Source organism: Streptomyces sp. JJ36, from assembly GCF_021696945.1.
GTDB lineage: Bacteria > Actinomycetota > Actinomycetes > Streptomycetales > Streptomycetaceae > Streptomyces.
Genome location: NZ_JACYHE010000074.1, coordinates 1 through 22,249 on the forward strand (window position 1 = coordinate 1; position 22,249 = coordinate 22,249).

General features: G+C 74.3%; 18 protein-coding genes and 1 pseudogene. 5 read left to right on the forward strand and 14 right to left on the reverse strand.

All coding sequences use genetic code 11. The annotated features are described in order from the left end of the window. Positions 1–84: 84 nt before the first annotated feature. From HOY81_RS22290 to HOY81_RS22310, 5 genes are all read right to left on the reverse strand, one after another. Complete coding sequence (locus tag HOY81_RS22290) at positions 85–1,251, reverse strand: acyl-CoA dehydrogenase family protein (RefSeq protein WP_237322320.1); 1,167 nt, start codon at positions 1,249–1,251, stop codon at positions 85–87. A gap of 160 nt (positions 1,252–1,411) precedes the next feature. Next, positions 1,412–1,867, reverse strand: coding sequence for a nuclear transport factor 2 family protein (locus tag HOY81_RS22295; protein ID WP_237322322.1), 456 nt, complete (start codon positions 1,865–1,867; stop codon positions 1,412–1,414). 144 nt (positions 1,868–2,011) lie between these two features. Then, entirely contained in the window at positions 2,012–2,980 is a 969-nt protein-coding gene (locus HOY81_RS22300; RefSeq protein ID WP_237322324.1) for a pirin family protein, read from the reverse strand. Between the two features lie 140 nt (positions 2,981–3,120). Next, positions 3,121–3,894 (reverse strand): SDR family NAD(P)-dependent oxidoreductase, encoded by a 774-nt coding sequence (locus HOY81_RS22305; protein ID WP_237322325.1) that lies wholly within the window; start codon positions 3,892–3,894, stop codon positions 3,121–3,123. After that, entirely contained in the window at positions 3,894–4,727 is an 834-nt protein-coding gene (locus HOY81_RS22310) for an alpha/beta fold hydrolase (protein WP_237322326.1), read from the reverse strand. Before HOY81_RS22310 ends, HOY81_RS22305 begins: the two co-directional genes overlap by 1 nt. A 179-nt stretch (positions 4,728–4,906) precedes the next feature. Here HOY81_RS22310 and HOY81_RS22315 point away from each other — a divergent pair, with 179 nt between their 5' ends. Then, complete coding sequence (locus HOY81_RS22315) at positions 4,907–6,241, forward strand: PLP-dependent aminotransferase family protein (protein WP_237322327.1); 1,335 nt, start codon at positions 4,907–4,909, stop codon at positions 6,239–6,241. 278 nt (positions 6,242–6,519) lie between these two features. On the opposite strand, the gene HOY81_RS22320 is transcribed toward HOY81_RS22315, so the two are convergent. The 5 genes and pseudogenes from HOY81_RS22320 to HOY81_RS22340 form a co-directional block, all read right to left on the reverse strand. Further along, on the reverse strand, positions 6,520–6,930 hold the full coding sequence (locus tag HOY81_RS22320; RefSeq protein WP_237322328.1) for an RNA-binding S4 domain-containing protein: 411 nt from the start codon (positions 6,928–6,930) through the stop codon (positions 6,520–6,522). Positions 6,931–7,017: 87 nt separating this feature from the next. Continuing rightward, the gene (gene gdhA / locus HOY81_RS22325) at positions 7,018–8,406 is read right to left on the reverse strand and encodes an NADP-specific glutamate dehydrogenase (protein ID WP_237322329.1); all 1,389 of its coding nucleotides are present in this window, start codon (positions 8,404–8,406) and stop codon (positions 7,018–7,020) included. Positions 8,407–8,587: 181 nt separating this feature from the next. After that, a pseudogene (gene ligD, locus HOY81_RS22330) lies at positions 8,588–9,589 on the reverse strand (non-homologous end-joining DNA ligase); the annotation flags it as partial. Next, positions 9,586–10,233, reverse strand: coding sequence for a DNA polymerase ligase N-terminal domain-containing protein (locus HOY81_RS22335; protein WP_237322331.1), 648 nt, complete (start codon positions 10,231–10,233; stop codon positions 9,586–9,588). The gene HOY81_RS22335 and the pseudogene ligD (HOY81_RS22330), both read right to left, overlap by 4 nt. A gap of 123 nt (positions 10,234–10,356) precedes the next feature. After that, positions 10,357–11,724 carry a mucin-1 gene (locus HOY81_RS22340; RefSeq protein WP_237322333.1) on the reverse strand — a complete coding sequence of 456 codons (1,368 nt, stop codon included), beginning with the start codon at positions 11,722–11,724 and terminating at the stop codon, positions 10,357–10,359. Positions 11,725–11,917: 193 nt separating this feature from the next. Between HOY81_RS22340 and HOY81_RS22345 the strand changes: the two genes are divergently transcribed. From HOY81_RS22345 to HOY81_RS22360, 4 genes are all read left to right on the forward strand, one after another. After that, positions 11,918–12,949, forward strand: coding sequence for a LacI family DNA-binding transcriptional regulator (locus HOY81_RS22345; RefSeq protein WP_237322335.1), 1,032 nt, complete (start codon positions 11,918–11,920; stop codon positions 12,947–12,949). A 66-nt stretch (positions 12,950–13,015) separates the two neighbouring features. Continuing rightward, positions 13,016–14,377, forward strand: coding sequence for a sugar ABC transporter substrate-binding protein (locus HOY81_RS22350; RefSeq protein ID WP_237322336.1), 1,362 nt, complete (start codon positions 13,016–13,018; stop codon positions 14,375–14,377). A gap of 64 nt (positions 14,378–14,441) precedes the next feature. Further along, positions 14,442–15,407: a carbohydrate ABC transporter permease gene (locus HOY81_RS22355; protein ID WP_237322337.1), complete on the forward strand. Its 966-nt coding sequence runs from the start codon at positions 14,442–14,444 to the stop codon at positions 15,405–15,407. Next, complete coding sequence (locus HOY81_RS22360) at positions 15,404–16,297, forward strand: carbohydrate ABC transporter permease (RefSeq protein WP_237322338.1); 894 nt, start codon at positions 15,404–15,406, stop codon at positions 16,295–16,297. Before HOY81_RS22355 ends, HOY81_RS22360 begins: the two co-directional genes overlap by 4 nt. Before the next feature lie 26 nt (positions 16,298–16,323). Here HOY81_RS22360 and ligD (HOY81_RS22365) read toward each other — a convergent pair whose 3' ends face one another. The 4 genes from ligD (HOY81_RS22365) to HOY81_RS22380 all read right to left on the reverse strand — a co-directional run bounded on the left by ligD (HOY81_RS22365) (position 16,324) and on the right by HOY81_RS22380 (position 22,150). After that, a complete protein-coding gene (gene ligD, locus HOY81_RS22365; protein WP_237322340.1) occupies positions 16,324–17,244 on the reverse strand; it encodes a non-homologous end-joining DNA ligase in 921 nt (306 codons plus the stop codon). Beyond that, on the reverse strand, positions 17,241–19,910 hold the full coding sequence (locus HOY81_RS22370) for an ATP-dependent Clp protease ATP-binding subunit (RefSeq protein ID WP_237322342.1): 2,670 nt from the start codon (positions 19,908–19,910) through the stop codon (positions 17,241–17,243). Before HOY81_RS22370 ends, ligD (HOY81_RS22365) begins: the two co-directional genes overlap by 4 nt. A gap of 186 nt (positions 19,911–20,096) precedes the next feature. Then, positions 20,097–20,990 (reverse strand): universal stress protein, encoded by an 894-nt coding sequence (locus HOY81_RS22375; RefSeq protein WP_237322343.1) that lies wholly within the window; start codon positions 20,988–20,990, stop codon positions 20,097–20,099. A 143-nt stretch (positions 20,991–21,133) separates the two neighbouring features. Next, positions 21,134–22,150, reverse strand: coding sequence for a 2-hydroxyacid dehydrogenase (locus HOY81_RS22380; RefSeq protein WP_237322344.1), 1,017 nt, complete (start codon positions 22,148–22,150; stop codon positions 21,134–21,136). Between the last annotated feature and the right edge of the window lie 99 nt (positions 22,151–22,249).

Below are 22,249 nucleotides of genomic sequence, written 5' to 3' on the forward strand. Positions count from 1 at the left end.
CGCTCCCCAGCCGCATCCGGCACATACTTCACACAGACAACGATCCTCAGGCTCATGGCGAGTTCCCCTTTCAGTGGTTCCGGGTCAGGGCAGGTTGCGGGCCATGACGATGCGCTGGACCTGGTTGGTGCCCTCGTAGATCTGCGTGATCTTGGCGTCGCGCATCATGCGCTCCAGCGGATAGTCGCGGGTGTAGCCGTAGCCGCCGAGGAGCTGCACGGCGTCGGTGGTGATCTCCATGGCGGCGTCCGAGGCGTAGCACTTCGCCGCCGCGCCGTGGAAGGTGAGGTCCTGCTTCTGCGCGCCGCGGGCGGCCCGCTCGGAGCGCGCGGCGGCGGAGTAGGTGAGCTGCCGGGCGGCCTCCAGCTTCATGGCCATGTCGGCGAGCATGAACTGCACACCCTGGAAGTCGCCGATGGGCTTGCCGAACTGCTTGCGCTCCCGGACGTAGCCCTTGGCGTAGTCCAGGGCGCCCTGGGCGATGCCGAGGGCCTGGGCGGCGATGGTGATGCGGGTGTGGTCCAGGGTCTGCATCGCGGTGGCGAAGCCGGTGCCCTCCGCGCCGATCAGGCGGTCGGCGGGGATGCGCACGTTGTCGAGGTAGACCTCGCGGGTGGGGGAGCCCTTGATGCCGAGCTTCTTCTCCGGGGCGCCGAAGGAGACGCCGTCGTCGCTCTTGCGGACCAGGAAGGCGGATATGCCCCTGGTCCGGGCGTCGGGGTCGGTGACGGCCATCACGGTGTAGTACTCGGAGACGCCGGCGTTGGTGATCCAGCGCTTCACGCCGTTGAGGACGTAGTGGTCGCCGTCGCGTACGGCGCGGGTGGTCATGCCGCCCGCGTCGGAGCCGGCGTCGGGCTCGCTCAGGCAGTAGGAGAACATCGCGTCGCCCTCGGCCAGCGCGGGGAGGCAGCTCTTCTTCAGGTGCTCGGAACCGGACAGGATCACCGGGAGGGAGCCGAGCTTGTTGACCGCCGGTATGAGGGAGGAGGAGGCGCACACCCGGGCGACCTCCTCGATGACCAGGACGGTGGCCAGCGCGTCCGCCCCGGCGCCGCCGTAGGCCTCCGGGACGTGGACCGCGTGCAGGTCGTTGCCGACCAGGGCGTCCAGGGCCTCCTGGGGGAAACGGGACTCCTCGTCCACCTCGGTGGCGTGCGGGGCGATCTTCGCCTCGGCGAGGGCACGCACCGAGTCGCGGAGCATCTCGTGCTCCTCGGAGAGCCGGAAGAGATCGAAGTCCTGGGTCATGGGCGCTGAGCTCCAGCCTGCTCCGGCCGGGTGGGTCCGGAGCGAGATCGCGAGACGATGGCACTGAGTACCCTCAGGAAAGCACACTCAGTGCCAGGATGTCACGCGTCCGGGTGGCCCGGGCAGCTCAGCGCCGCGGCTCGGGGCGCTGGTGGGCTCCTCAGCGGGTCCGCGCGCCGTCGTGAGCGGCGAACGCCCGGGCGACGGAGAGGCTGTCCTCGTACACGTGGTGCCGGGTCACACGGCCCTCTTCGACGGTGAGGTGCAGGGCGAACCGTGCGCGGTAGGAACGTCCGGTGGGCCGGGCGGTCTGGCGGATCTCGCCCAGCACGACCGCGTCGTGACCGTCCACGAGGACCCGCTCGATCGCGGTGGCCGCGGCACCGGGCACGTGGTGCTCGGCGATCTGACGGAAGTGAGCCGCCGCGTCGGCACGTGTGGACCGGTGCCGGATCCACGGGGTGGCGTCGCTCCCGGGTCCGGCATCCGGCCAGTCCAGCTTCCAGTCCACCTGATCGGCATACAGCCCGGCGATGTGCTCGGGATCGCCCTCGCCGATCCGTCGCAGCAGTTCCTCCACCACGGCGCGGGTGGACGCGGGTGCGGCTGTGGACATGGCGGGCCCCTTCGTTCCGGGTACGACGTCGTGCCGACGTGGCGGGGTCTCATTCTGTGCCCGGCCGAGGGGGCCCGGCGATTACCTGCCGGGTAGGCGGGCGCCCCGTCCGGGGCGCCCGGGCGCGCACGGCGGTGGTCCCGGTCAGCGGGTGCGGCCGCGGGGCTTGAGCGGCACCGGCGGGAGGTCGGGCGCGGGGAGCCGGGGGCCCTCGTAGCCCCGCACCGCACCGAAGCGGGAGCCGGCCGCCCAGTCCGCGCGGGCCCGGGCGATCTCCTCGTGCGACCGGCCGATGAAGTTCCACCACATCACCAGCTTCTCCGCGAACGGCTCACCGCCCAGGAGCAGCAGTGTGCTGTCGCTCTCCGCGCGCATCGGCAGCTCCCGGCGGCCGCAGCCGAGGTAGAGCATCGAGCCCGGGTCGAGCCGCACCCCGTCGACCTCGCAGCGGCCGGACATGGTGAGCACGGCGTACTCGAAGTCGGGCTCGACGGGGAGCCGCGCGCCGGTGCCCTCGGCGAGGGTGAGGTCCGCGCCCGTCAGCGGGGAGTGCGTCCGCCCGGGGGACGCGGCCCCGTCCAGCTCACCGAGGATCACGGTGGCGGCGAGCCCACCGGAGCCGGCCACCACCGGCAGCTCGGCGTGGTGCTCGAAGGAGGGTGGCCCGTGCCGGTCGCCGTCCGGCAGGGCCACCCAGAGCTGCGCGCCGTGCAGCAGGCGGGCGTGGTGGCGCGGGGACTGCTCGGAGTGGGCGATGCCCCCGCCGGAGGTCATCAGCCCCAGTTCGCGGGGGCGCACGGTACGGACGCTGCCCAGGCTGTCCCGGTGCAGCACCTCCCCCTCGTGCAGCCAGCTCACCGTCTGCAGACCGATGTGCGGGTGCGGCGGGACCTGCATCCCCGGCTCGTCCTCGATGTCGTCGGGCCCGTAGTGGTCGACGAAGCACCACGCCCCCACCATCCGCCGCCCGAGGCCGGGCAGCAGCCGGCGGACGACCGTGGACTCGCCCAGCGGAACCCGGCGCGGCTCCAGCAGCTCCCGTACCGGGCCGCCCGGGACCTCCTCGCGGCCGCCGCAGCGGGCCGCCGCCGGCCGCACGTCGAGATTGCTCATCCTGGCTCCGCCTCTTCTCCACCGGCCGGGGCCCCGCCGGGCCCGGTGCACACGACGGCACCATGATGGCCCGGCGGGTGGCGGGAGGCCACGCGGACGGCCGTACCCCGTCACCTCGGGGGGCACGGCCGTCCGGAAGGTCAGTCCTCCCCGGGCCGGTGGACGCGCAGCGGGCCGGTGCTCTGCACCGTGGGCATCAGCTCCACGGTGTTCACGTTGACGTGCGGGGGGAGCGAGGCGGCCCAGTACACCGTCTCGGCGATGTCCTCCGGGTCGAGCGGGCGGGTGCCCCCGTACACCGCCGCCGCGCGCTCCTCGTCCCCGCCGAAGCGCACCGCGGAGAACTCGGTGCCGCCCACCAGGCCCGGCTCGACACAGGTGACCCGTACCCCGGTGCCGTGCAGGTCGCTGCGCAGGTTGAGGCTGAACTGCCGTACGAACGCCTTGGTGGCGCCGTACACGTTGCCGCCGGGGTACGGATAGGTGGCGGCGATCGAGCCGAGGTTGACGACATGACCCCGGCCGCGGTCCACCATGCCGGGCAGCAGCGCGTGGGTGCAGTGCAGCAGCCCGGCGCAGTTGGTGTCCAGCATCTGCCGCCAGTCCCCGGCCTCCGCCCGGTGGGCCGGCTCCAGGCCCTTGGCCAGCCCGGCGTTGTTCACCAGCACGTCGACGGCCGCGAACTCCTCCGGCAGCGCCGCCACCGCGGCCGCCACGGCCTCCCGGTCCCGTACGTCGAGCTCCACCGGGTGCACGGCCGGGCCCAGTTCCGCCGCCAGCGCGGCCAGCCGGTCCCCGCGCCGGGCGGTGGCCACCACCCGGGCCCCCTCGGCGACGAAGCGGCGCGTGATCGCGGCGCCGAACCCGGCGCTCGCCCCGGTGACGAGGACCGTCGTGTCCCGTGCGGCCGCCATCAGACCGTCTCCGCCGGCCGCGGGAGCCGGGCCAGGAACGCGTCCAGCGCCGCGTTGAACGCCTCCGGCCGTTCCAGATTGGGCAGGTGACCGGCCCCCTCGACGACCACGAGCTCCGAACCGGCCAGCGCATCGTGCAGCAGCCGGGCGTCGGCGAGCGGGGTGAACGCGTCCTCCTCGCCCACCACCACCAGGGCGGGGACCCGGGCGGCGCGCAGCGTTGCGGTGTAGTCGGGCCGCTCGGCCCGGCCGCGCAGTGCCGCGGCCGCGCCCTCCGGGGGCGCGTCGTGCATCATGCGGCGCACGTGGCCGGCCACCTCCGGCAGGTCCCGCTGGTTCTGCGGTGTCACCATCCGGTCCAGCACCTCCTCGGCGTACGGGCCCATGCCCTCCCGTTCGAGCCGGTCGGCGGTGGCGAGACGCTCGCGCCGGCCCGCCGCGGACTCCGCCGGGGCGGAGGTGTCCGCGAGCACCAGCGCGCGCACCCGCTCCGGGAAGAGCCGCAGGAACTCCATGACGATCTGGCCGCCCATGGAGAGGCCGCCCAGCACGACGCCGTCGGCGCCGTCCGGTTCCTGCCGGTCCAGCAGGGCGGCCAGGTCCCGGGCGAAGGTCTCCAGCGTCGTCTTCCCCGGCACGACCGTCGACGTGCCGTAGCCGCGCAGGTCGGGGGCGAGGACCCGGTGGCCGCCGCGCGCCAGGTGGCGCACCTGCGGCTGCCACATCGTGCGGTCGAAGGGGTGGCCGTGCACCAGGACGACGGAGGTTCCGTGGCCCTCGTCGTCGTAGCCGGCGGTGATGCCGCCGGTCAGCTCCGCCTTGCTCACGGGCATGCCTCTCTGACTCGGTGACGCCGCCGGTCCCGGCCAGGACCGCCGACGGGACACCGACGCTAGTCGGTGCAATAATCCGGTGCAATCAAGGAATTGCTCTCGGTGCAATGTTCCCGCGGTACCCGCGCGCGTCCGGCCGGCGCGCCCGGGGCGCGGAGCGGCCGGGGAAAGGGGCAGGCATGCAGGACTTCCGGCGGATCGCCGACGCGCTCGCCGCCGACATCTCCGCCGGGCGGCTCCGCCCCGGCGAGCGGCTGCCGCCGCAGCGCCGGTTCGCACGCCGGCACCGCATCGCCGCCTCCACCGCCGCCCGGGTCTACGGCGAACTGGTGCGGCGCGGCCTCGCCGTGGGAGAGGTGGGCCGCGGCACCTTCGTGCGCTCCCGGCCGGCGCCCGCCGAGCCGGCCCTCGCCGAACCGGGCGGTGCGCGGGTGGACCTGGAGCTGATCTTCCCGCTCCTCGACGGCCAGGCCGAGTTGCTGGCCCGCAGCCTCACCCCGCTGCTCGCCCCGCGGGCGCTGGCCGCCGCCCTCCCCCCGGCCGGGTCGGCCGGCACGCCCGCGGCCCGGGCCGCCGCCGCCCGGCTGCTGGCGCGCGCGGACTGGGCGCCGGAGCCGCGCGGCCTGCTCTTCGCCGGGAGCGGGCGGCAGGCGATCGCGGCCGCGGTCTCCGCGCTGGTGCCGGCGGGGGAGCGGCTGGGCGTGGAGGAGCTCACCTATCCCGTGGTCAAAGGCATCGCGGAGCGGCTCGGCGTGGAGGTGGTTCCGCTGGCCATGGACGAGGACGGGCTGCTGCCGGACGCGCTGCGCGCCGCCCATCGCACCACCCGGCTGTCCGCGCTCTACGTCCAGCCGGCGCTGCACAACCCGCTGGGCACCACCATGCCGGCGGCCCGCCGGGCGGAGCTCGCCGCTGTCCTGGACGAGTTGGAGCTGCCCGCCGTGGAGGACGCCGTCTACTCCTTCCTGCACGACGAACCGCCGCTGGCCGCGCTGGCGCCGGAGCGGACGACCGTGGTGGACAGCCTCTCCAAACGGATCGCGCCGGGGCTCACCCTGGGGCTGCTGGCCCCGCCGCCGGCGCAGGCCGGGCGGCTGGCGTCCGCGCTGCGGTCCGGCGGCTGGTCGCCGCCCCGCTTCGCGCTGGACGCGGCCGTGCAGCTCCTGGAGGACGGCACGGCGGACGCGCTCGCGGCGGCCAAGCGGGCGGACGCGGCCGCCCGCCAGGCACGGGTACGGGAACGCCTCGCCGGGTGGGCGGTGCACGGCGATCCGCGTGCCTACCACTGCTGGTGGGAGCTGCCGCCCCCGTGGCGAGCGGAGACCTTCGTGGCCGCAGCGGCGCGGCGCGGCATCGCCGTCACGCCGGCGGCCGCGTTCACCGCCGGCTCCGGCCGGGCGCCGCACGCCGTACGGCTGGCGCTCGCCGCCCCGCCCGTGGGCACGCTGGACGAGGCGCTCCGTACCCTGGCCGCGCTGGCCGCGGGCTCGCCGGAGGACGACGGCACGGAGTGAGTGCCCCGGCCGCGCCGACGCGGTACCAGGCCGGGCCGCCCCGCGGGAGCCCCCGCACGGACGGTGCGGCGGCAGCGCGGCTACGGAGCCGGGTCCGCCCCGGGCGCGCGGCCTGGCCGGGCCGGCGGCGGGTCGCGCGCCCGCCGGCCTCCGGGTGGCCCGTGCTGAGGAGGAAGGCGCCGCTGCGGCCCGGAACGCCCCCGCCTCCGGGTGCCACCTGCGGGGAGGGAGCGCGCCCGCCCGCCCCGGCTCGCGTCCGGACCTCGCCACGGGCAGCCTCAGCCCGCCGCGGGCCCCCGGCCGGGGCGGCCCGGGCGCTCCCTGCGCAGCCGCTCCAGCTCCCGGCGGTCCCGCTTGGTGGGCCGTCCCGCGCCGCGGTCCCGCACCCCGGCGGCCGGCGTCTCGGTACGGGAGGGCGGCGGCGGGCTGTGGTCCACGTACGCCTCGACGGCGACGGGCGCCCCGACCCGCTTGCGCAGCAGCCGCCGGACGACGACGATGCGCTCCCGGCCGGCGTGGCGCAGCCGCACCTGGTCGCCCGCGCGCAGCGAGTGGGCGGGCTTCACCCGCTCGCCGTTGATCCGCACGTGCCCCGCCCGGCAGGCGGAGGCGGCCAGGGAGCGCGTCTTGGTGAGCCGCACCGCCCAGATCCAGCTGTCGACCCGTACCGATCCCTCGTCTGCAGCCATGCTCCGACTCTACGACCTCCGCACCCGGCCGGGGCCCGGCGCGAAGGCCCAGGGCGGGAGGCCCAGGCGGGTGGCCGGCGTGAGGGCTCAGACCAGGCCCTGCGCCAGCATCGCGTCCGCCACCGGTTCGAAGCCGGCGATGTTCGCCCCCACCACGTAGTCACCCGGCGAGCCGTACCGCTCGGCGGTCGTGTGGCAGGAGTCGTGGATGTGCCGCATGATCCCGGTCAGCCGCTCCTCGGTGTGGGCGAACTCCCACGAGTCCCGGGAGGCGTTCTGCTGCATCTCCAGCGCGCTCACCGCCACGCCGCCCGCGTTGGCCGCCTTGCCGGGGCCGAAGGCCACGCCCGCCTCCCGGAGGGCCCGTACGGCGGCGGGCGTGGTGGGCATGTTCGCGCCCTCGGCGACGGCCAGCACACCGCCCCGCACCAGCCCGACGGCGTCGTCCTCGGTGAGCTCGTTCTGCGTCGCGCAGGGCAGCGCCACCTCGCAGGGGACCTCCCAGATCCGGCCGCCCGGCACGTACCGGCAGTCGCCGCCGCGGGCCTCGGCGTAGTCGGAGACCCGGCCGCGCCCGGCCTCCTTGATCTCCTTGAGCAGCTCCACGTCCACGCCCTTGCGGTCCAGTACGTAGCCGTCCGAGTCGGAGCAGGTGAGCACGGTGGCCCCGAGCTGCTGGGCCTTCTCGATGGCGTACAGGGCGACGTTGCCGGAGCCGGAGACGACCACGCTGCGCCCGTCCAGGCCGGTGCCGCGGCTGCGCAGCATCTCCTCGGTGAAGAGCACACAGCCGTACCCGGTGGCCTCGGTTCGGCCGCGGGCGCCTCCCCAGCCCACGCCCTTGCCGGTCAGCACGCCCGACTCGTGCCGGTTGGTGATCCGCTTGTACTGCCCGAAGAGGTAGCCGATCTCGCGGGCGCCGACGCCGATGTCGCCGGCCGGCACGTCGGTGTACTCGCCCAGGCTCCGGTGCAGCTCCGTCATGAAGGACTGGCAGAAGCGCATCACCTCCGCGTCCGAGCGGTTCTTGGGGTCGAAGTCGCTGCCGCCCTTGCCGCCGCCGATCGGCAGTCCGGTGAGCGCGTTCTTGAAGATCTGCTCGAAGCCCAGGAACTTGACGATGCCCAGGTTCACCGAGGGGTGGAAGCGGAGTCCTCCCTTGTACGGCCCGAGGGTGCTGCTGAACTCGATCCGGAAGCCGCGGTTCACGTGCACCCGGCCCGCGTCGTCCGTCCACGGCACCCGGAAGACGATCTGCCGTTCCGGTTCGCAGACGCGTTCCAGGATCCGGGCCTCCGCCAGCTCCGGCCGCCGTGCCAGTACCGGGCCCAGCGTCTCCAGCACCTCCCGCACGGCCTGGTGGAACTCCGTCTCACCGGGATTGCGCCGCAGCACGTCCGCGTAGATCCGCTCCAGCGGATCGCCGCCGCGGGCGGCCGTGGCGCGCGGTGCGGACGCGGTCTCGGTCTCCGTCATGGGTACCTGCCCTTCGCCTCGTCGGTCTCCGGGGAATCGGACCGGCGTTCAGGTTACGAGCGGTCCCTGCCCGCGCTCGCCGGGGAGGAAAACTGTGCGGGTTCTGCGTCAGGTCCCGGCACGCCGGCGGAGCGGCCGATAAGCTCCGGCGCCGCCGGCCAGCGGGCTCCTCCCGCACCACCTCCCGCACCACCTCCCGCGGCTCCTTGTCGTGCCGCAGCCCGAGGAAGCGCGGGTGCCGCAGCATGCCGTCCCGGGTCCACTCGGTGAAGGCGACCTGCGCCACCAGTTCCGGCCGCACCCAGTGTGCGCCGCGCTCCCGCACCGGGTCGGCGAAGGGCGACCGCTCGCTCGGCCGCTCGTCCAGGCGTGCCCGTACGTCACGCAGGGTGGCCCGGTCGTAGCCGGTGCCCACCTTGCCCGCGTACCGCAGCCGGTCGCCCTCGTAGTGGCCGAGAAGCAGGGCCCCGAAGCCGAAGCGGGTGCCGGACGGCTCGGTGAAGCCGCCGATGACCAACTCCTGGCTGCGCGCGCACTTCATCTTCAGCCAGTCGGAGGACCGCCCGTGCACGTAGCGGCCGCCCGCCCGCTTGGCGATCAGGCCCTCCCAGCCCTGTGCGCACGCCCGGTCCAGCAGCTCCTGGCCGCCCTCGTTGCGGTGCGGGGTCAGGCGTAGCGGCGCCTCGAACCGCAGCGCCCGGCGGAGCAGCGACTTGCGGGTCCGCAGCGGCAGCCGGGTGAGGTCCGTCCCGTCCAGCGCCAGCAGGTCGAAAAGGTAGTAGGTGACCGTGACCGGGCTCGCCCGCGCCTGCCGCGGGTCGGTGAGCTGCATCCGCCGCTGCAGCCGGGCGAAGTCGGTGCGCCCGTGTGCGAACGCCACGATCTCGCCGTCCACGGTGAAGTCCGGGCAGGGCTGCGCCTCCAGGGCCTCCACCAGCTCCGGGTAGGTCCGGTTCATGAACTGCCCGGAGCGGGACAGCAGCCGTGCCCGGCTCTCGCCGGCCTCCCGCACCGTCAGCGCCCGCACCCCGTCCAGCTTGCGCTCGAAGAGCCAGCCCGGGCCGAACGCGCGCCGGTCGCTCAGCTTCGCCAGCATCGGGGAGGCCGCCAGGTCCTGACCCGGCGGCGCCTCCCGGAGCAGCCGCCGCTGCTCCTCGGGCAGGCCGTCCAGCAGGCCGCTCACCGCCGGCTGCCCTCGTCGTCCGCCGGCTCCGCGGCGGCCACCTGACGCAGGGTGCGTCCGCTGCGGACCGAACGGGCCCGCGCCGGGTCGGCGGGCGCGCCCCGCCCGGAGCCGCCGCCCTTCCCCGTGGACCGTTCCCGCACCAGCAGCCAGGAGTCCCGCTTCCCGCCGCCGCGGAAGCGGGTGAGGGCGTAGTCGCCCCGCAGCTTGGCGCCGTGCAGCCGGAAGGAGACGTGCCCGTCCGCCAGCGCGTCGGCGAACGGCAGGCCCCGCCGGTCCCGGCGGCCCGGGGGCAGCGGCCGGTAGGTGCCCTCGTCCCAGACGACGACCGTGCCGGCGCCGTACTCGCCCTCGGCGATCACGCCCTCGAACTCGCGGTACTCCAGCGGGTGGTCCTCGGTGGGCACGGCCAGCCGCTTCTGCGCCGGGTCGGACGGCGGGCCCTTCGGGACCGACCAGGACTTGAGCACCCCGTCGACCTCCAGCCGGAAGTCGAAGTGCAGGGTGCTCGCGTCGTGGATCTGCACCACGAAGCGCGGATCGCCGCCCCCGGTGCGCCCGGGGCCGTCGCCGTGCGGCTCCCGGGTGCGCCCGAAGTGCCGCTTGCCGCGGTAGGTCCGCAGCGGGTCCTTCGTCCGTGCCACCGTGGTTCCCTCCGGTCGGCGGTGTACGGCTGCCGGGTACCCCCGCGGGGCGCCGGACACCCCCGTGTCTGCGGCGGCCCGGCCGCGGGGGCCGGAGACCGGATCCGCCGTGAACGCCCCTGGTCAGCGGATCGGCGCAGTGGCGAGGGGGCGGTGAACCGCGCTCACGTCGTCCCGCGCGGCGGGCTCGCCCAGGGGCCTGCGCACCAGGGGGTGGGGCCTGCCGTCGACCGTGAGCCGGGCGCCCGAGCCGCTGGGCCGGTACGCGCAGCAGGCGAGCACGAAGACGTCGTCGAGGTAGACCTCCAGGTACTCCGCCACGGTGAGGACGCGCAGCGAGCGGCGGGGCGCCCGGGGGACCGCCGTGCGGGCCAGCTCCGGCCCGCCCGGGTAGGCGGCGGTGAGCACGCCGTCCGCCAGGGCGATCTCCACCGCGGCGTCCCCGCCGTCGCGTACCCGTAGCTGCAACCGGGGGGTGGGGCCGGTGAGGGTCGCCTCGAGGCAGCCGTCCGGCGAGGGGGCCGGCTCGTGCTGCGCGGCGGCGGGGGAGGGGGCGCCGAGGTGGGCGTCCAGCCCGGACCACCAGCAGAGCTCGGGAGGTGAGCCGGGTGTGTGCCGCAGGACCTTCGGCTGGGCTATCACCCCGCGGCCGAGCGGGCCGTCGTCGCGGAGGCCGTGCCGCCGTTCCAGGGTGTGCACGAGTAGCCGGTCGCCTCCCGCCGTGGTCAGGCGCGGGGCGTACGCGCCGGCCGGCCCCAGCCGGCCCTGCGGGGACCACGGGCCCGTCAGGTCCGGTGCGTGCCAGCTGCGGATCTCGTGGTCGGGCCCGATGCTGCCCAGCAGCAGCCACCCGTCCTCGACCGGCTCCAGCACGGGGCACTCCAGCTCGTCGATGTCGCCCGGGGCGAGCAGCGGCGGACCGGTCTCCCAGTGGTGGAGGTCCGTCGAGGTGGCCGTGCCCACGCACCCGCTGCGGCCGAGCGGCTCGTCGCGGGTCCTGGCGCACACCAGCATCAGCCACCTCCCGCGTGCGGTGTCGCGGACCACGAACGGGTCCCGCCAGGCCATCGCCGTGTCGGTGCGGTACCAGGCCGGGTCGGCGGTCACCACCGGGCGCCCCCCGTTGGCGCGGCGCCAACCGCCCTCGCCGTCCCGGCCCGCCAGGGCCAGCCCCACGGCCTGCCGCGCGCCGCCGTCCGGGTCGCGGGTGACACCCGTGTAGAACATCGCGGTGCCCCCCTCGGTGGGCACCCGGTGCATCGTCCACACGGCGCTGTCGTCGAAGCTCCCGGGCGGGCCGATGCCGAATGCCGGAGCGAGCGGGGTCCAGCTCACCAGGTCCCGGGAGGAGGCCTGGCCGTAGGAGGTCTCCAGCAGTGCCGCGTCGAAGGGGTGCACGGGCGGAGCCTGGAGATGCAGCAGGCGCCACTCGTCGCCGACGCGGAGCAGGTCGAAGTCGTTCAGGCAGAGGCCGGGCGGGGCATAACGCACGATTCTCCTCGGGGGACTCTGGGTAAGCGTTTGCGCAACAGGGGTCAGGATATGCGGGGGCTTCGCCCAGCGGGCAAGGTCAGCTCGGTGGAAATTTCTGCGCAAGGGTTTACGCACGCTGGCCCCCGGTCCTAATGTCTCCCCCGTCCGGCGCCCCCGGGCTCCCGGTCGCAGGCCTACGGAAGGACCGAGCATGGCCGATATCAGCGATGTCGCCCGGCAGGCGGGCGTGTCCACCGCGACGGTCTCGCGTGCCCTGCGCGGCGTCGGCCGGGTGGCCGAGGCCACCCGGCATCGCGTGCTGGAGGCGGCCGAGCAACTCGGCTACAGCGTGTCCCCCTCGGCGTCCCGGCTGGCCAGCGGCCGTACGGGGACCGTGGCCGTGGTGGTCCCGTTCGTCAGCCGCTGGTCGTTCGGGCAGGTCATCGAGGGCGTCGAGGCGGTGCTGCGCACCGCGGGCTTCGACATGCTGCTCTACAACCTGGCCGATGCCGAGGGCCGGCGGCGGATGTTCGCCGACAACCGGCTGCGGGGCCGGGTGGACGCCGTCCTCGTGCTCTACCTGCCCATGACCCAGGAGGAGAAGGAGTCGCTCAGCGCCCTCGAGGTGCCCGTCGCGGTCGTCGGCGCGCTGGAGCCGGAGTTCTTCGGCGTCCGGATCGACGACGTCGCGGCGGCCCGCACCGCCGTCCGGCACCTGCTGCATCTCGGACACCGGCACATCGGCCTGCTCAGTGGTGTCCCCTACGACCAGGGGATGCCCTTCACCTCCCAGGTCGACCGGCGCGTCGGCTACCTGGAGGCGCTGGCGGAGGCGGACGTCCAGGCCGACCCGGCCCTGGAGGCGGTCGCCGAGTTCAGCATCGACGGCGGCAGCAAGGCCATGACCCACCTGCTGTCCGGTCGAGGCACACTGCCCACGGCCGTCTTCGCGCACTCCGACGAGATGGCCTTCGGGGCGATGCACGCGCTGCGCCGGTCCGGGCTGGAGGTCCCGGGCGACGTGTCGGTCATCGGCTTCGACGGCCACGACCTGGCCGAAGTCATGGCCCTTTCCACCGTCATCCAGCCGCTGGCGGAGCTCGGGTCGATCGCCTGTGAACAAGTGCTGGCAGCGCTCGGGACGGACGGCCCGGCCGAACCCGTCCACCGCGTCGTGCCGACCGAGCTCCTGCTGCGCGGCAGCACCGCCCCGCCCGCCACGACCGGTACCGGGCCCTCCTGACCGGCCGCCGCAACCCGGTCCGGCCCCTCTTTCACCCGCCCCTCCCTCACCGCAAGGAAGTCACTCATGCGTGTCACCACCGACCGAGTCAGAGCCCCCTCCCGGATACGTCTCGGGGCCTCCGCGACGGCCGTCGCCACCGTCCTCGCTCTCGGCCTCGGAGCCTGCTCCTCCGGTGGCTCCTCCGGGGCCGCGGGCGACGGCACGGGGGAGATCACCGCCTGGTTCCACTCCGGCCAGGGCCCGGAGCGCGACACCCTCAAGCGCCAGGTCAAGGAGTTCAACGCGTCCCAGGACGACGTCACCGTGAAGCTGAAGCTGCTTCCCGAGGGGTCGTACAACGACCAGGTGCAGGCGGCCTCGGCCGCCGGCGACCTCCCGGACGTGCTCGACTTCGACGGCCCGCTGCTCTACAACTACGTCTACAAGGGCAAGCTCGTCCCCCTCGACGACTACGTGCCCGACTCGGTCACCTCCAACCTGACCAAGGCGTCCCGCGCCCAGGGCACCTACGACGGCAAGCTGTACTCGCTGGCCACCTTCGACTCGGGCCTGGGCGTCTACGGCAACCGCAAGCTGCTCGACGAGGCCGGGGTCGACTATCCCCGGAAGCCGGGGGAGTCCTGGACGGCCCGGGAGTTCACCGCCGCGCTGAAGAAGCTCGCCGACCACACCGGCCGCAGCAGGGTGCTGGACCTCGGGCTGGCCAACGGCAAGGGCGAGTGGTTCACCTACGGCTACAGCCCCGTCGTCTGGTCCGCCGGCGGCGACCTGATCGACCGTGAGGAGTACCGGAGCGCCGACGGCGTGCTGAACAGCCCGAAGGTCGTCGACGCCTTCCGCACCGTCCAGTCCTGGAAGAAGTACACCGACCCCGACACCGACGGGTCCGGCTTCACCAGCGGGCGCACCGCCCTCTCCTGGAACGGCCACTGGCAGTACGCCGGGTTCTCCGAGGCGCTGGGCGACGATCTGGTGGTCCTGCCGGTGCCGGACTTCGGCGTCGGCAGCAAGAGCGGCCAGGGCTCCTGGAACTGGGGCATCACCAGCAGTTCGAAGAACCAGAAGGCCGCGGCCGAGTTCCTGCAGTACCTGATGCAGGACGAGCAGGTGCTCGCCATGACCGAGGCCAACGGCGCCCCGCCGGCCACCCGCAGCGCGATGGAGAAGTCCGCACTCTACGGTCCCGGCAAGCCGCTGGAGCGCTTCGCCGCCCAGCTGAAGGACAGCTGCGGCAGCGGTCCGATCACCATGAAGTGCACCACCGTGCCCCGCCCCGCCACCCCGGCCTACCCGGTGATCACCTCCGCCTTCCAGAAGGCGTGGGCGGACATCTGGGACGGCGGCGACCCGCGGGCCGCCCTCGACAAGGCCGTCGAGGAGATCGACACCGACATCGAGGACAACGACGGCTACCAGCAGCCCTGACCCGCGCCCGGGGCGGCGCGCCGTTGCCGCCCGCCCCGGGCCCGACTCCCCTTCGAGGCTCGTCATGACCCTTTCCGCACCCGCTGCCGAGCGGGCGCCGCACGGCGCGGCTCCGGAGCGCGCGGCCCGCCGCACCCCGCGCCGGGAAGCCGGCCGGCGGCGGGCCGGCTGGGCGATGGCCGCCCCCGCCCTCACCCTGCTCGGCCTCTTCCTCGCCGTACCCTTCGTGCTGGCCGTCGTCTACTCCTTCACCAACCGCAGCCTGGACTCCCCGCTCCCCACGACCTGGGTGGGGCTGCGGAACTACAGCCGGCTCTTCACCGACCCCGAGTTCCTCCGGGGCCTGCTCAACAACACCGTGTTCGCCGCCGTGGTGGTGCCGGTGCAGACCGCGCTCGCCCTCGGACTGGCGCTGCTGCTCAACCGGCCGCTGCGCGGAATGGCGTTCTTCCGCTCCGTCGTCTTCCTGCCCGTGGTCTTCCCCATGGCGCTGGTGGCCGTGGTCTGGATGCTCATCTACGCTCCCGGCCCGACCGGTGTGCTCAACGCGGCCCTGCACACGCTCTCCTTCGGCCAGTGGCAGCCGCACGACTGGCTCAACGACCCGGCCTGGGCCATGCCGGCGGTGATGCTCACCTCTCTCTGGCAGGGGGTGGGCTTCCAGATGGTGATCGTTCTCGCCGGCCTCCAGCAGATCCCGTCCGAGCTCTACGAGGCGGCTTCGCTGGACCGGGCGGGAACCTGGCAGAAGTTCCGGCACGTCACGCTCCCCGGGCTGCGGAACACGCTGGTCTTCGTGGGGCTGGTCACCACGGTGCTCGCCTTCCGGCTCTTCGACCAGATCTACATCATGACGTCCGGCGGTCCGGACGACGCGACCACCACGGTCATCTACCAGACCGTCACCGCGGCCTTCGAACGGCAGCAGATCGCCAAGGCCAGTGCCATGACCGTCGTCTTCTTCCTCATCGTGCTCGGCCTCGCCCTGGTGCAGCGCCGGGCCCTGCGTCAGGGGAGTGACCCGCGTTGACCCCTCTCACCACCCGTACGGCTCCGTCCACCGCGGAGTCCGTCCGCCGCAGCCGACGTGACCGGCGGCGCGCCGGCACGGCGGCCCGCTACCTCTCGCTCTGCGCCGTGGCGGCGGTCTTCGCCGCACCCCTGGTCTTCATGATCGTGGCCAGTTTCAAACCGGACGCACGAGTCCTCGCCGACGGCGACTCCTGGCGGGCCCTGTGGCCCACGGACGCCTCCCTGAACAACTACGGCGACGTCTTCGCCCGCGTCGACTTCACCCGCTTCCTCCTGAACTCCCTGCTCATCACCGGTGCGGTGGTGGCCGGGGGACTGGTGGTGAACTCGCTGGCAGGATACGCGCTGGCCCGGCTGCCGTGGCCGGGGCGCCGCCTGGCGCTGACAGTGGTGCTGGCCCTGATGATCCTGCCCTTCGAGTCCATCGCCATCCCGCTGTTCGCCATGGTCACCGAGTGGGGCTGGCGGGACTCCTATCAGGTGCAGATCGTCCCCTTCCTGGCCAACGCCTTGTCGGTCTACCTCTTCTACACCTTCTTCCTCGAACTCCCGGTCGAGCTGGAGGAGTCCGCCCGGATCGACGGGGCGGGGCCGCTGCGGACCTTCGTACGGATCGTGCTCCCGCTCTCGAAGCCCGCGATGGCGACCGTGGCGATCCTGAGCTTCCTCATGCAATGGGGACAGTTCCTGTGGCCGGTGATGGTGACGAGCGGTCCGGAGTACCGGCCGCTGCCGCTGGCGATCAGCACCTTCCAGACGCTGCCCCCGCTGCAATGGGGGGACATCATGGCCTTCGGCGTCATGATGGTGGCCCCGGTCCTGCTCGTCTTCCTCGTCTTTCAGCGCTGGTTCATCCGCAGCGTCGCGGCGACGGGCCTGAAGGGCTGACGGGAGGGCAGCGCTCGGGGAGCGGCTCAGGCCATGCGGACCGCGTCCAGCCGGCGCCGGGCAGCCCGCAGCCCGCGGCCGCGGGACGGCAGCCCGTGCCACGGGTCCTTCTCCAGCCGGTCCCCGGGCTCGGCGAGGGTCCAGCGGCGCGGCGTCAGTTCCGGGTCGTCCAGCTCGTCGTGGCTGACCGGCACCGCCAGCGGTCCGCCGGGCAGGGCCCGTACGGCGTAGGGGGCGACCGCGGTCTGCGCGTAGCCGTTGCGCTGCACGTCCAGATAGACCCGGCCGCGCCGCTCCGTCTTCCGCTGACGGGTGGTGAGCCGCTCCGGATGGCGCGCCGCGAGCAGCCCGGCGACGTCCGCCGCGAACTCCCGTACGGCGTCGAAGCCCGCCCGGCGGTCCAGGTGCACCAGCACGTGCAGCCCCTTGGAACCGGTGGTCATCAGGCGGGTCGGCAGCTCCAGCTCCTCCTCCAGCAGGGCGCGCAGCCGGCGGGCGGTCCACCGCACGTCCGCAAAGCCGGTGCCCTCGGCGGGGTCCAGGTCGAAGACCAGCCGGTCCGGGTGGTCCGGCCGGTCGGCCCGGGAGAGCCAGCGGTGCGGGGTCACGCACGCCTGATCGGCCAGGTAGACGAGGGTGGCGGTGTCCTCGCAGAGCACATGGGTGACGGTGCCGCCCTCCTTGGGCATCTCGGCCCGCCGGATCCAGTCCGGGAAGTGGTCCGGTACGTGCTTCTGCACCACGGCGCCGTCGTCGATGCCGTCCGGATGCCGCAGCATCATCAGCGGGCGCCCGCGCAGATGCGGGAGCATGACGCGGGCGGCGGCCCGGTGGTAGTGGGCCAGGTCGCGCTTGGTCAGCCCGTCGTCCGGGAACAGCACCTTCCCCGGGCGGTGCAGCGGGATGCCGCGCCGTCCCGCGCGGACGGTCTCCTCACGTGCGGTCACCGCTCACCGGCCCCCGGTTCCGCCGGCCCGGGCTCCCCGGCCTCGCGGTCCGCCGGTCCGGTCTCCGCGGTGGCCGGGCCCCCGGCGCCGGGCTTCCCCGGCGAGGCGGCCGGCCGGAAGGCCAGGGAGCCGTCCGCCACCTCGACGCGGAGCCGGGTGTGGGCCTCCAGTTCCCCGCCGAGGAGCATCCGGGAGAGCCGGTTGTCCACCTCGCGCTGGATGGTCCGGCGCAGCGGCCGCGCGCCGTACTCGGGCTGGAAGCCGCGCTCCATCAGCCAGTCGACGGCGTCCGGGGCGAACTCGATCTCCACGTCCTGGGCGTGCAGCCGCTGCCGGGTCTCGTCCAGCATCATGTCGGTGACCCGGCGCAGTTGCTCGGAGGAGAGCTGGCGGAAGATGACGATCTCGTCGATGCGGTTGAGGAACTCCGGCCGGAAGTGCTCACGCAGGGGCCGCAGCACCCGCTCCCGGCGGGCCTTCTCCTCGGCGTCCTCGGCGTCCTCGCCCCCGCCGGGGCCGAAGCCCAGCGCCGTGCCGCGGCCGGTGAGGGCCTCGGAGCCGAGGTTGCTGGTCATCACGACGACGGTGTTGGTGAAGTCCACCGTGCGGCCCTGCGCGTCGGTGAGCCGTCCGTCGTCGAGTACCTGGAGCAGCATGTTGAAGACGTCCGGGTGCGCCTTCTCGACCTCGTCCAGGAGCAGGAGCGAGTAGGGGTTGCGCCGCACCGTCTCGGTGAGCTGCCCGGCCTCCTCGTGCCCGACGTAGCCGGGGGGTGCGCCGACCAGCCGGCTGACGGTGTGCCGTTCCTGGTACTCGCTCATGTCCAGCCGCACCATGCGGTCCTCGTTGCCGAACAGCGCCTCCGCCAGGGCCCGGGCCAGTTCCGTCTTGCCCACGCCGGTGGGCCCGAGGAAGAGGAAGCTGCCCACCGGCCGGTCGGCGCTGGCCAGCCCGGAGCGGGCGCGCAGCACCGCGTCGGAGACGGCCCGGACGGCCTCGTCCTGGCCGACGACGCGCTGGTGGAGGTGTTCCTCCAGGCCGAGCAGGCGCTCCTTCTCCTCCTGGGTGAGGTTGCTGACCGGGATGCCGGTCTGACGTGCCACGATGGCGGCGATGTCCTCCACCGTGACCTCGGTGATCCGGTCGTGCGCGGGCTGCTGCTCGCGTCCCTCGCGGACCTCCCGCTCCAGCTCGGTGATCCGGTCCCGCAGCGCGGTGGCCCGTTCGTAGTCCTCCGCCGCCACGGCCTGTTCCTTGTCCCGGTGGAGCTGTTCCAGCTCCCGCTCCCGGGCGCGTACGTCGGTGCCGCGGGTGGAGGCGCGCATCCGGACCCGGGCGCCCGCCTGGTCGATCAGGTCGATCGCCTTGTCCGGGAGGTAGCGGCCGGTGAGGTAGCGGTCGGAGAGTTCCACCGCGGCGACCAGTGCCTCGTCCCGGTACCGGATCTGGTGGTGCGCCTCGTAGCGGTCCCGGAGCCCGCGGAGGATCTCCACGGCGTCCGAGGGGCTGGGCTCGGCCACCAGGATGGGCTGGAAGCGGCGGGCGAGCGCCGCGTCCTTCTCGATGTGGCGGCGGTGCTCCTCGAGGGTCGTGGCGCCGATGACGTGCAGCTCGCCCCGGGCGAGCGCCGGCTTGAGCATGTTGCCGGCGTCCATGGCGCCGCCCTCGCCGCCGCCACCGCCGCCGCCGGCCCCGACCACGGTGTGCAGCTCGTCGATGAAGACGATCAGGTCGTCGGTGTGGCTGCGGATCTCCTCGATCAGGTTCCGCAGCCGCTCCTCGAAGTCGCCGCGGTAGCGGGTGCCGGCCACCACGCCGGAGAAGTCGACCTGCACGACGCGGCTGCCCAGCAGGTTGTCCGGCACGTCGCCGTCCACGATGCGCTGGGCCAGGCCCTCGACGACCGCGGTCTTGCCGACGCCGGCCTCGCCGATCAGCACCGGGTTGTTCTTGCCGCGCCGGGCCAGCACCTCGATGGACTGCTCGATCTCGTCCTCCCGGCCGATCACCGGGTCGACGCGGCCCTCCTTGGCCGCCTCGGTGAGGTCCCGCCCGTAGGTGTCCAGGTTGGGGGTGCTGCTGGGGCGGGCGCGCCCGTCGGCCGCCCGGGCGGTCTCGCCACCGCCGGTCTGGCCCTCGGGGGGCGTGCCCCGCATGTTCTCGGCGGGGTCGAGGTGAGCGGCGCGCAGGATCTGGCCGGCGGTGGAGTCCCGGTTGGCGGCGAGCGCCACCAGCACGTGTTCGGGCCCGATGTACGAGGCGCCGCGGCGCCGGGCGATCTCGTGCGCGTCGATCAGCGCGCGCTTCACCGACGGGCTGACCGCGACGGTGTCGACCGGCGGCCCCTCCCCGGCCTGCCGGTCGATCTGCTGCGCGAGGGCGTCGGGGTCCGCACCGGCGTGCTTCACCATCGAGCGCGTCGGTTCGGTGAGCAGCGCCGCGCGCAGCAGGTGCTCGGTGCCCAGGTCCGGGTCTCCGTGCTCGGCGGCGTGCTGGGCGGCCTGCGTGAGCATGTCCCGGGTCGGCTCGCTCATCAGCCGTACGAAGTCGAAGGACCGCGCGTCCGGCATCCGGGCACCCGGGGAGCCGGCGCCGAAGAAGCGTGCGAGGAAGTCTCCGAGCGGGTCCCGTCCGAAGCCGCCGGGACCCGTGTACCCGCTGGTCATAAGTGCCATCCCGATCCCCGGCGCGGTGCCGGGCTTCGACGCTTGCGGTGGGCTCGGCCCGCAGGGGGCCGTTCTCGGTGCGGGGTTCCCCGCCTCGTCCGGCTGACACGCTCCGGGGCCCGCCGGCGCGGGTGCCCCGGAGCGCGTCAGCCTCTCGGGCGCCGTACCGGTCGCCGGCCGGGCCGGTCAGGTGTGCGGGACGACGGCGACGGGTGCGCTGGCGTGGTGCAGCACCGCGTGTGCGACATGGCCGGTGTGCCAGCCGCGCCGCCGGGCCCGCCGTCCGACCACGACCAGCCCGGCGCCGTGCGCGGCGCGGATCAGGTGGTGCCCCGCCCGTCCGGACCGCACGTCCTCGGTCACCTCGACCGACGGGAACCGCTCCCGCCAGGGCCGCAGTGTGCCGGTCAGCGCCTTCTCCTGGAGCCGCAGCTCCGCGTCGACCAGCGGCGCGGGAGAGCCGATCGCGGTGCCGTAGGTGGGCGGGTAGTCCCACGCGTGGACCGCGCGCAGCGGCGCCCCGGTCCGGTCCGCGGAGCGGAAGGCGAAGTCGAGCAGCGCGTCGGAGGGGCGGCGCAGGTCCAGGCCGACGACCACCGGCCGGCGCGGAGTGGTCAGCGAGGGCCGGCCGGCGGAATCCGGTTCGTGCTCGTCCTCCTCGGTGTGCTCGGCCCGGACCAGGACCGCGGGCACCGGTGCCTCCGCCAGGGCGTGCAGCGACACCGATCCGGTGAGGAAGCCGCCGACCCCGCTGAGGCCCCGCGAGCCGAGGGCGAGCAGATCCGCCTCCTCGGCCGCCGCCAGCAGCACCGCGACCGGGGAGCCGGAGACCGCCCGGGTGTGCACCTCCAGCCCGGGCCGGGCCGAACGGATCCGCTCCTGGGCGGAGCGCAGCAGACGGTCGGCCGCGTCCTCCAGCCCCGCGCCCTCCGGCATGCCGGGCTCGGTGTGCTCTCTGCGCTCCCAGGCGTGCACCAGCGTCAGCGGCACCCCGCGGGCCTCCGCCTCCCGCGCCGCCCAGTGCGCGGCGGCCAGACCGGCCTCTGTTCCGTCCACTCCGGCCGCCACCTGTCCTGTCATGGCGTCTCTCCTCGTCTCGGCGTCGTCTGCGGCAGGACCGGCCGTCTCCGGTCCGTGGGGACCCCGTGTGGAACCGCCCGGGGCGCCCCTGGGGAAAGTCGTGGGGGGATCCGTGGAGAAGGGGTAACCCGCGGGCCCGGTTCTCACGCCGGGACGTGTGCGGGCACCAGCGTGTTCTCGCTGGTGCGCCCGTCCAGATGGTCGCGGACGTTCCGCGCGGTGGCCTCCGCGATCTGCTCGACCGCGTCCCGGGTGAAGTACCCCTGGTGCGAGGTGACCAGTACGTTGTTGAAGGTCATCAGCCGTGCCAGGGCGTCGTCGGTCATCACGCCCATGGACCAGTCGGCGTGGAACCAGCGCGCCTCCTCCTCGTAGACGTCGAGGCCCACGCCGCGTAGCCGGCCCGCGCGCAGTGCGGCGAGCAGGGCCTCGGTGTCCACCAGGCCGCCGCGTCCGGTGTTGACCAGCAGCACGTCGTCCTTCATCCGCCGCAGCGCCCCGGCGTCGACCAGGTGGTGCGTGCCGGGCGTCAGCGGCAGGTGCAGGCTGATCAGGTCGGCCTCGGCGAACAGTCGCTCGCGCGAGACGTACTGCATGCCGAGGGCGCGGCAGCCGGCGTCCTCCTCCAGGTCGTGGCCGAGGAGCCGCATGCCGTAGCCGTGTGCGATACGGGCGAAGACCGAGCCGATCTTGCCGGTGCCGAGCACGCCGGCCGTCCGTCCGTGGAAGTCGTGTCCGAGCAGGCCGTCCAGGCGGAAGTCGAAGTCCCGGGCGCGGACCGCGGCCCGCACCAGATGGCGGTCGACGGCCATGGCGAGCGCCCAGGCGAACTCGGCCACCGCATACGGGGAGTAGTGCGAGACCCGCGCCACGGACAGGCCGCACTCCTCGGCGGTCCGCAGGTCGATGTTGTTGTAGCCCGTGGACCGCTGGGCGATCAGCCGGGTGCCGCCGCCGGCCAGCCGGCGCAGCACCTCGGCGCCGAGCTGGTCGTTCACGCTGCTCAGCACCGCACCGCAGCCGGCCGCCGCCGGCGCGGTGTCCGGGGTCAGCGGGAGCTCCAGGCACCGCAGCCGGTGCCCGTCGCCGACCACGCGGTCGAAGGCCCGCTCGAGTGAGGTCCGCTCGTCGGCGAGCACCCCGTACGCGATGGTCTCCATCGGCTTCTCCCTTCCGCCGGCCGGCTCTTCCGCGGGCCGCTCCTGCACCCGCCGCTCGGGCACCGGCCACCGGCGCGGCCGCCGCCCGTGCGGCTCCGA

What these genes read in the sequence shown, in the direction of transcription:
- HOY81_RS22290 (WP_237322320.1), bottom strand. Translation starts at nt 1,251, where the DNA reads ATGACCCAGGACTTCGATCTCTTCCGGCTCTCCGAGGAGCACGAGATG.
- HOY81_RS22295 (WP_237322322.1), bottom strand. Translation starts at nt 1,867, where the DNA reads ATGTCCACAGCCGCACCCGCGTCCACCCGCGCCGTGGTGGAGGAACTG.
- HOY81_RS22300 (WP_237322324.1), bottom strand. Translation starts at nt 2,980, where the DNA reads ATGAGCAATCTCGACGTGCGGCCGGCGGCGGCCCGCTGCGGCGGCCGC.
- HOY81_RS22305 (WP_237322325.1), bottom strand. Translation starts at nt 3,894, where the DNA reads ATGGCGGCCGCACGGGACACGACGGTCCTCGTCACCGGGGCGAGCGCC.
- HOY81_RS22310 (WP_237322326.1), bottom strand. Translation starts at nt 4,727, where the DNA reads ATGCCCGTGAGCAAGGCGGAGCTGACCGGCGGCATCACCGCCGGCTAC.
- HOY81_RS22315 (WP_237322327.1), top strand. Translation starts at nt 4,907, where the DNA reads ATGCAGGACTTCCGGCGGATCGCCGACGCGCTCGCCGCCGACATCTCC.
- HOY81_RS22320 (WP_237322328.1), bottom strand. Translation starts at nt 6,930, where the DNA reads ATGGCTGCAGACGAGGGATCGGTACGGGTCGACAGCTGGATCTGGGCG.
- gdhA (WP_237322329.1), bottom strand. Translation starts at nt 8,406, where the DNA reads ATGACGGAGACCGAGACCGCGTCCGCACCGCGCGCCACGGCCGCCCGC.
- HOY81_RS22345 (WP_237322335.1), top strand. Translation starts at nt 11,918, where the DNA reads ATGGCCGATATCAGCGATGTCGCCCGGCAGGCGGGCGTGTCCACCGCG.
- HOY81_RS22350 (WP_237322336.1), top strand. Translation starts at nt 13,016, where the DNA reads ATGCGTGTCACCACCGACCGAGTCAGAGCCCCCTCCCGGATACGTCTC.
- HOY81_RS22355 (WP_237322337.1), top strand. Translation starts at nt 14,442, where the DNA reads ATGACCCTTTCCGCACCCGCTGCCGAGCGGGCGCCGCACGGCGCGGCT.
- HOY81_RS22370 (WP_237322342.1), bottom strand. Translation starts at nt 19,910, where the DNA reads ATGACCAGCGGGTACACGGGTCCCGGCGGCTTCGGACGGGACCCGCTC.
- HOY81_RS22375 (WP_237322343.1), bottom strand. Translation starts at nt 20,990, where the DNA reads ATGACAGGACAGGTGGCGGCCGGAGTGGACGGAACAGAGGCCGGTCTG.
- HOY81_RS22380 (WP_237322344.1), bottom strand. Translation starts at nt 22,150, where the DNA reads ATGGAGACCATCGCGTACGGGGTGCTCGCCGACGAGCGGACCTCACTC.